This is a genomic window from Shinella sp. S4-D37 (assembly GCF_040812195.1).
In the GTDB taxonomy this organism is placed as follows: Bacteria; Pseudomonadota; Alphaproteobacteria; order Rhizobiales; family Rhizobiaceae; genus Shinella.
In genome coordinates this window covers 92,554-99,608 of sequence record NZ_JBFNXL010000010.1, presented here as the reverse complement: position 1 = coordinate 99,608, position 7,055 = coordinate 92,554, and the positions used below count along the sequence as shown (strand labels likewise).

General features: G+C 68.1%; 7 protein-coding genes. All 7 read right to left on the bottom strand.

The genetic code is table 11. The features are described 5' to 3' along the window. Nucleotides 1–177 precede the first annotated feature (177 nt). The gene (locus tag AB3G45_RS29555; protein WP_367834096.1) at nucleotides 178–585 is read right to left on the bottom strand and encodes a cupin domain-containing protein; all 408 of its coding nucleotides are present in this window, start codon (nucleotides 583–585) and stop codon (nucleotides 178–180) included. Nucleotides 586–593: 8 nt separating this feature from the next. Further along, nucleotides 594–1,970, bottom strand: coding sequence for an NAD-dependent succinate-semialdehyde dehydrogenase (locus AB3G45_RS29550; protein WP_367834095.1), 1,377 nt, complete (start codon nucleotides 1,968–1,970; stop codon nucleotides 594–596). Then, a complete protein-coding gene (locus tag AB3G45_RS29545) occupies nucleotides 1,967–2,752 on the bottom strand; it encodes a hydroxypyruvate isomerase family protein (RefSeq protein ID WP_367834094.1) in 786 nt (261 codons plus the stop codon). Before AB3G45_RS29545 ends, AB3G45_RS29550 begins: the two co-directional genes overlap by 4 nt. Beyond that, nucleotides 2,752–3,831 (bottom strand): Ldh family oxidoreductase, encoded by a 1,080-nt coding sequence (locus AB3G45_RS29540; protein WP_367834093.1) that lies wholly within the window; start codon nucleotides 3,829–3,831, stop codon nucleotides 2,752–2,754. Before AB3G45_RS29540 ends, AB3G45_RS29545 begins: the two co-directional genes overlap by 1 nt. Nucleotides 3,832–3,912: 81 nt before the next feature. Continuing rightward, entirely contained in the window at nucleotides 3,913–5,430 is a 1,518-nt protein-coding gene (locus AB3G45_RS29535) for a tripartite tricarboxylate transporter permease (protein WP_367834092.1), read from the bottom strand. 1 nt (nucleotide 5,431) lies between these two features. After that, complete coding sequence (locus AB3G45_RS29530) at nucleotides 5,432–5,905, bottom strand: tripartite tricarboxylate transporter TctB family protein (protein ID WP_367834091.1); 474 nt, start codon at nucleotides 5,903–5,905, stop codon at nucleotides 5,432–5,434. 30 nt (nucleotides 5,906–5,935) lie between these two features. Next, the gene (locus AB3G45_RS29525) at nucleotides 5,936–6,889 is read right to left on the bottom strand and encodes a tripartite tricarboxylate transporter substrate binding protein (protein WP_367834090.1); all 954 of its coding nucleotides are present in this window, start codon (nucleotides 6,887–6,889) and stop codon (nucleotides 5,936–5,938) included. Nucleotides 6,890–7,055: the final 166 nt, after the last annotated feature.

Sequence of the window (7,055 nt, the reverse complement as noted above, 5' to 3'; positions counted from 1 at the left end):
CGCTGCTCGGCGAGGCGATCCGCGTCAATGTCGAGGGCGCAAGCCGCATCCGCCTGGTCACCCATCTCGACGTTTCCGCCGGGGACGTCGAGACCGCCGGGCTGGCGATCGTGGCGGCGCTGGCGCGGCTTGGCCATTCCGCCCCGCAGGGGTGAAAAGCCCCCGGTAGTCAGCCCGTCATTTCGGCGCGTGGCCGTGCTCGGCGTCGATCGTCCGGCTCTCGCCGGAGGCGACCATGGTGCGGGTGGCATCCACCGTGGCATAGGTCCAGAAGATGCGCATCGGCTTGTCCGACGCGTTGATGAAGCGGTGCGGCACGTTGGCGGGAATCCAGGTCGTGTCGTTGGTGGCAAGGTGGTGCTGCACCCCGTCGATCTCGGCGATCGCCTCGCCCTCGATCACCATGACGCTTTCCTCGCAATTGTGGAAATGCAGGCCGATGGCGGCGCCGGGATCGAAGGCGGTGATGCCGTTGATCATGCTGGTGGAGCCGCAGCGGCGGGTGACGAGCGGCGTGGTGCGCGCGCCGCCGCCGCGGTCGTTGGTCTTCAGTTCGTGCGGGCGCAGGATGGCGGGTTCGGGCATGTGGAGCCTCACTTGGAAGGACCGATCCAGACGGTCTTGACGTTGACGAATTCGCGGATGCCGTAGACGCCGAGCTCGCGCCCGTAGCCGGAGCGCTTGATGCCGCCGAACGGGTAGCGCGGGTCGGAGGCGGTCATGCCGTTGATGAAGACGGCGCCGGCATCGATGCGGGCGGCAAGCGCCCGGCCGCGGGCCGTATCGCCCGTCCACAGCGCGGCGCCGAGGCCGTATTCGCTGTCATTGGCCATGGCGACGGCCTCGTCGGCGTCCTTCGCGCGGATGATGGCGGCGACCGGGCCGAAGGTCTCCTCGCGGAAGGCGGTCATGCCGGGCCGGACGCGGTCGAGCACGGTCGGCGGATAGTAGAAGCCGTCGCCCTCGACGGGCGTCCCGCCGAGCTTCAGCTCCGCCCCTTCGGCGAGCGAGCGCTCGACCTGGTCGTGCAGGCCGGTGCGCAGGTTCTCGCGGGCCATCGGGCCGATCTTCGTGTCGCCCGCCATCGGATCGCCGATTTTCAGCGCGGCGGCCTTTTCCACGAAGAGCGCGGCGAAGCGATCGGCCACGGCCTCCTCGACGATGAAGCGCTTGGCGTTGACGCAGGACTGGCCGACATTGATGTAGCGCGCCTTGACGGCGGTCTCGGCGGCGGCCTCGATATCGGCATCGGCGAGCACGATGAACGGATCGGAGCCGCCGAGTTCCAGCACCTGCTTCTTCAGCGCCTTGCCGGCCTGCGAGGCGACGATGGCGCCCACTTCGGTCGAGCCGGTGAGCGTGACGGCCGCGATCCGGTCGTCGGCGATGAGGCCGGCCACCCTGGACGTGTCGACGAGGAGCGTCGCCGTCAGCCCGGCCGGCCCGCCGGCGGCCTCCATCACCTCCTGCACGGCGAGCGCGCATTCCGGCACGTTGTTGGCGTGCTTGAGGATGGCGCCGTTGCCGGCGGCGAGCGCCGGGGCGGCGAAGCGGAAATACTGCCAGAACGGATAGTTCCACGGCATGATCGCCAGCACCACGCCGAGCGGCTCGAAGGCGACGACGCTCTCGCTGGCATTGGAGGCGACGGGCTCGTCGGCAAGATAGGCCGGCGCATGCTCGGCGTAGAAATCGCAGTTATACGCGCATTTCTCGATCTCGGCCTCGGCCTCCGCGATGGGTTTGCCCATCTCGCGCACGATCATCTCGGCATAGCGCGCCTTGCCGGCGCGCAGCGCCGCGGCCATGCGGGAAAGCAGCCCCACCCGCTCGCCGACCGGCACGCGCCGCCAGGCACGCTGGGCCTGTACGGCCGCCTCCAGCGCGGCGTCCACGGCGGCATCGTCCTGCAGGTCGAAGCTGCGGATCGGCTTTCCCGTGGCGGGGTTGACGGAGGTGATCGTCGTCATGAAGAAACCTTTTCGGAAAGGAGCCGCTTCCAGCCCGGCAGGAAGGCGGCGCTGGCGGATGCCGCGGCGGAAGGGATGTATTCGAAGCCGATGGCGCCGGCATAGCGCGCCGCCGCAAGGGCGGTAAGGATCGGCTCGAAGGCGAGCTTACCGGTGCCCGGTTCGTGGCGGCCAGGATGGTCGGCGATATGGACATGGCCGATGCGGCCGGCATTCCGCGTGATCCAGCGGCGCGGGTCCTCGCCGAGCACGGCGGCATGATAGGTGTCGAACAGCAGGGCAAAACGGCCCTGGAACTGGTCCTGCAGGTCCGCCGCAAGGGCAAGGCTGCCCATGTGGTATCCGGGAATGGTGATCGCCTCGACGAGCACCCGCACGCCGCTGCCCTCCACCCGGCTCAGTGCCCAGGAGAGGTTCAGCCTGTAGGTCTCGGCGGCATCCAGAAGCCCGCCCTTCGGCACGCCCGCCATGGGGTGGACGAAGGGGCAATCGATCTCCAGCGCATAGGCGAGCGCGCGGTCGAAGCCGGCGCGGAACTCCGCCTCGCGGCCGGCGAGCGCGGCAAGACCCTTCTCCCCCGCAGCCGCATCGCCCATGCCGGAGGTGACCTGCGAGAAGGTGAGGCCGAGATCGGCAAGGCGGGCGCGCATCTCCCTTGCCGGCACGGCAAAGGGTTCGGGATGCTCGATGGCGGTGAAACCGTCGCGCGCCGCCGCCGCCGGCCGCTCGGCAAGCGGCAGGTCGCCGTAGAGATAGCCGATATGGGCGGAAAGGCGGTTCATCAGGCGGCCTCGAACGGCGCCGCGCTGCCCGCGGGGAAGGCGATGCCGGCGCCCGCGCCGTCGGCCGTGAGGTCCGCGACGACATTGCCGGTGACGGGGATGCCGGTGCGGCGGCGCTCGTCCTCGCGGCGCTGCTCGGGCTCGCCCGGCATCATGATCTCCGCGACGCCGGCCGCGCGCGGCAGCACCTTGATGCGCTCGTAGAACTCGTCCATCCGCGCGCCGAAATCGTCGAGCGAGAGGAAGAGGTCCGGCTTGATGGCGAAGAAAAGGTGGCCGACATTCTGCGGCTCGGAATGGTCGAAATAGAGGCTCTTCACGTCGCCGCCGAAATTCGCGCCGGTCAGCACGCCGGACATCAGGTCCATCAGCGTCGCCAGCACCGACCCCTTGACGCCGCCGAAGGGCAGGCAGACGCCCTCGAAGGCCTTGGCGGCATCGGTGGTGGGGTTGCCGTCGATATCGAGCGCCAGCCCCTCGGCAATGGGATCGCCCTTCATGGCGGCCAGCCGGATTTTTCCGCGCGCGATCACCGTCATCGCCATGTCCATGACATAGGGCGGGTGCTTGCCGCCCGGGATGCCGGCGGCGATGGGGCTTGCGCCGAGGAAGGTGGTGCGCCCGCCCCACATGGGGATGGCGGGCGAGGAATTGGTGAAGATCATCGAGATGAAGCCGCGCTCGATGGCGCGCAGGGCATAGCAGGCGCCCATGCCGAAATGGGTGGAACGGCTGACGCCGGCAAGGCCGATGCCCATCTCGCCGGCAATGTCGCAGGCGGCGTTCATCGCGATGTTCGAGGCGATAAAGCCCATGCCGTTGTCGCCGTCGACCGCGGCGACGGCGCCGGCCGCCTTCGTCACCTTGACGTCGGGGCGCGGATTGACGAGGCCGCGCCTCAGCCGTTCCAGATACATCGGGATGCGGCTGACGCCGTGGCTGTCGACGCCGCGCAGGTTCGCCTTGACGAGGTCGCCCGCGATCAGCGCCGCATCGGCGCCGCTCATGCCCACGGAGAGGAACATGTCGGTGGCGTAGCGGGTCAGGTCTTCGGCGCGGAAGTAAAGCGTTTCGGCCATTTTGGGCTCCCTGAGGGTTGCGTTCTCCCACCCGGCCGCAGGGGGTGCGGCCGGGTGGGCATCGGCATGGATGTGGCGACGTCAGGCGCCGGCGGTTTCGTCGGGCATGTGGATCTTGCGGCTGCGCCGCCATTGCAGGATCGCCGGCACGATCACGACGAGCGCGCAGACGGCGACCAGCACGGCCGAGAGCGGGGTGGAGACGAAGACCATCGGGTCGCCCTGCCCCACGGCGAGCGCGCGGCGCATCTGCACCTCCGCCATCGGCCCCAGGATGAGGCCGATCAGCACCGGCGCGATCGGGAAATCGTAGACGCGCATCGTGTAGCCGAGAAGGCCGACGCCCGCCATCATGGCAAGGTCCACCCAGGAGTTCGACACGCCCCAGATGCCGACCAGCGAGAAGATCAGGATGCCGGCATAGAGATAGGGACGCGGGATGAAGAGCAGCCGCACCCACAGGCCCGCCAGCGGCAGGTTGAGGATGAGCAGCATCAGGTTGCCGACATAGAGCGAGGCGATGAGGCCCCAGACGAGATCGGCCGAATTGATGAACAGCATCGGCCCCGGCTGCAGCCCGTAGTTCTGGAAGGCGGCGAGCAGGATCGCGGCGGTGGCCGAGGTCGGCAGGCCGAGCGTCAGGAGCGGCACCAGCACGCCGGCGGCGGCGGCGTTGTTCGCCGCCTCCGGACCGGCCACGCCCTCGATGGCGCCGTGGCCGAACTCTTCGGAATGCTTGGTCAGCTTGCGCTCGACCGTATAGGACAGGAAGGTCGGGATCTCCGCGCCGCCGGCCGGCAGCGCGCCGATGGGAAAGCCGAAGAAGGTGCCGCGCAGCCACGGCTTCCAGGAGCGCTTCCAGTCCTCCTTCGTCATCCAGATGCCGCCGGCGAGCGGATTGAGGTTGGGCTTCTGCATGCCGAAGCGGCTGGCGACAAAGAGCGTCTCGCCGATGGCGAAGAGCGAGACGAGCACGACCGTCATCTCGACGCCGTCCATGAGGTCGGGCACGCCGAAGGTCAGCCGTTGCAGGCCGGTCTGCTTGTCGATGCCGATGACGCCGAGCGAGAGGCCGAGGAGGAGCGCGATGAAGCCGCGCACCTTGGAGGTTCCCATCACCACGGAGACGGAGAGAAAGGCGAGCAGCATCAGGGCGAAATAGTCCTGCGGCTTGAAGATGAAGGCGAGTTCGGCGATGGGCGGCGCCAGGAAGGTGATGCCGAGCGTGCCGATGGTGCCGGCGACGAAGGAGCCGATGGCGGCCGTGCAGAGCGCGGCGGCGCCGCGGCCCTTGCGGGCCATCTTGTTGCCCTCCAGCGCCGTCATCATGGAACCGCTCTCGCCGGGCGTGTTGAGCAGGATCGAGGTGGTGGAGCCGCCGTACATGGCGCCGTAGAAGATGCCGGCGAACATGATGAAGGCCGCCGTCGGCTCGATATAGACGGTGACGGGCAGGAGCAGCGCGATGGTCAGCGCCGGTCCGATGCCCGGCAGCACGCCGATGGCGGTGCCCATGAAGGTGCCGACGAAGGCCCACATCAGGTTTTGCGGCTGCAGGGCGACGGAAAAGCCGTTCGTCAGGCCGGTGATCGCGTCCATCCTACACCCCCATCATCGGAAGAAGACCGCCGAGCTGGACACCCAGCTTGCGGAAGAGCCACCAGCACAGGAGCGAGAAGCCGAGGCCGAGCAGCAGGTCGAGATGCCAGCGGCGCGACTTGAAGGCCGCGGCCACCAGCACGAAGCAGCCGGTGCAGGTGACGACGAAGCCGAACGGCTTCATCGTCAGCATCGGCAGGGCGCAGGCCGCCGCGGCAAGGCAGAGCGCCGTGTAGTTGACCGCGTGGTCCTCGCTCACGTCCTCGGCTTCCTGTTCCTCGAACGGAACGCCCCGGTAGATCTGCAGCGCCAGCAGGAGACCCATGAGGACCAGGCCGAGCCCGACGGCCGAGGGCATGAAGCCCGGGCCGACATGGGCGTACTGGTCGAACTGGGGCAGTTCCGCGGCCTTCCAGAAAACGACGGCTCCCCAGCCGATCGTTCCCGCCGCAAGCCAATAGGGGCGTTCCGTCATGTCAGACATCCTTTCGAGACGCGCGGCGGCTCACTTGGTGAGGCCGGCTTCCTTCAGGATGGCGCCGATGCGGGTCTTCTCGTCGTTCAGGAACGAGACGAAGTCGTCGCCGGCGAGATAGGCGTCTTCCCAGCCCTGCTTGGCGAGGATATCCTTCCAGGCAGCGCTGTCGTGCATCTTGGAGAAGCGGTCGAGCCACATCTTGCGGCCGTCCGCCGACATATCGGGCGCACCGATGATACCGCGCCAGTTGCCGACCACCACGTTGAGGCCGGATTCCTTCAGGCTCGGCGCGTCGATGCCCTCGAAGCGGCCCTCGGAGGTGACGGCGATGATGCGGATGCGGCCGGCATCGGCCATCGGCTTGAACTCCGAGACGCCCGACACGGCGACCGTCACGGCGCCGCCGCCGAGCGCGGTCACAACTTCCGCGCCGCTGTCATAGGGGATGTAGTTCAGCTTGCCCGGCTCCAGGCCGCTTTCCTTGGCGATCAGCGCCATCACGATATGGTCGACGCCGCCGGCCGAGCCGCCGCCGATCGACACCGCGCCGATGTTCTCCTTCATCGCCTTGACGAGGTCTTCCACCGTCTTGATCGGGGAATCGGTCGCCACCGCGATGACGCCCGTGTCGTTGGTCAGGCGCACCAGCGGCGTCACGTCGTCGAGCGTGACGGGCGAGGAATTGAGCAGGATGCCACCGACCAGGATGACGCCCATCGACATGACGGCATTGTCGTTGCCGCGGTTCGCGCCGACGAATTCGGCAAGGCCGATCGTGCCGCCGGCGCCGCCCTTGTTGGTGAAGGTCGCGCCGTCGGTGAAGATGCCTTCCTTCGACATGGCGTCGAACGGCAGGCGCGCCATGGCGTCGTAGCCGCCGCCGGCGCCGCCCGGCGCCATCACCACGGCCGGATCGGCAAGAGCCGGCGCTGCGGCCGAAAGCGAAAACGCCAATGCTGCGGCAAAAACTGCTTTGATCATGATTTCCTCCCAAAAAGTCCGGGCCGTAAGCCCCGGTGCTGCCGAGCCGGCAACACAGACAGCGGCCTCCTTGCCGTTGTCGTATTAATACACTTACGACAATCTGGCCGCTTGTCAACCTCGTTTTGCCGGGAGATGGGAGAAGCCGTCGCGGGCATGAGAGCCT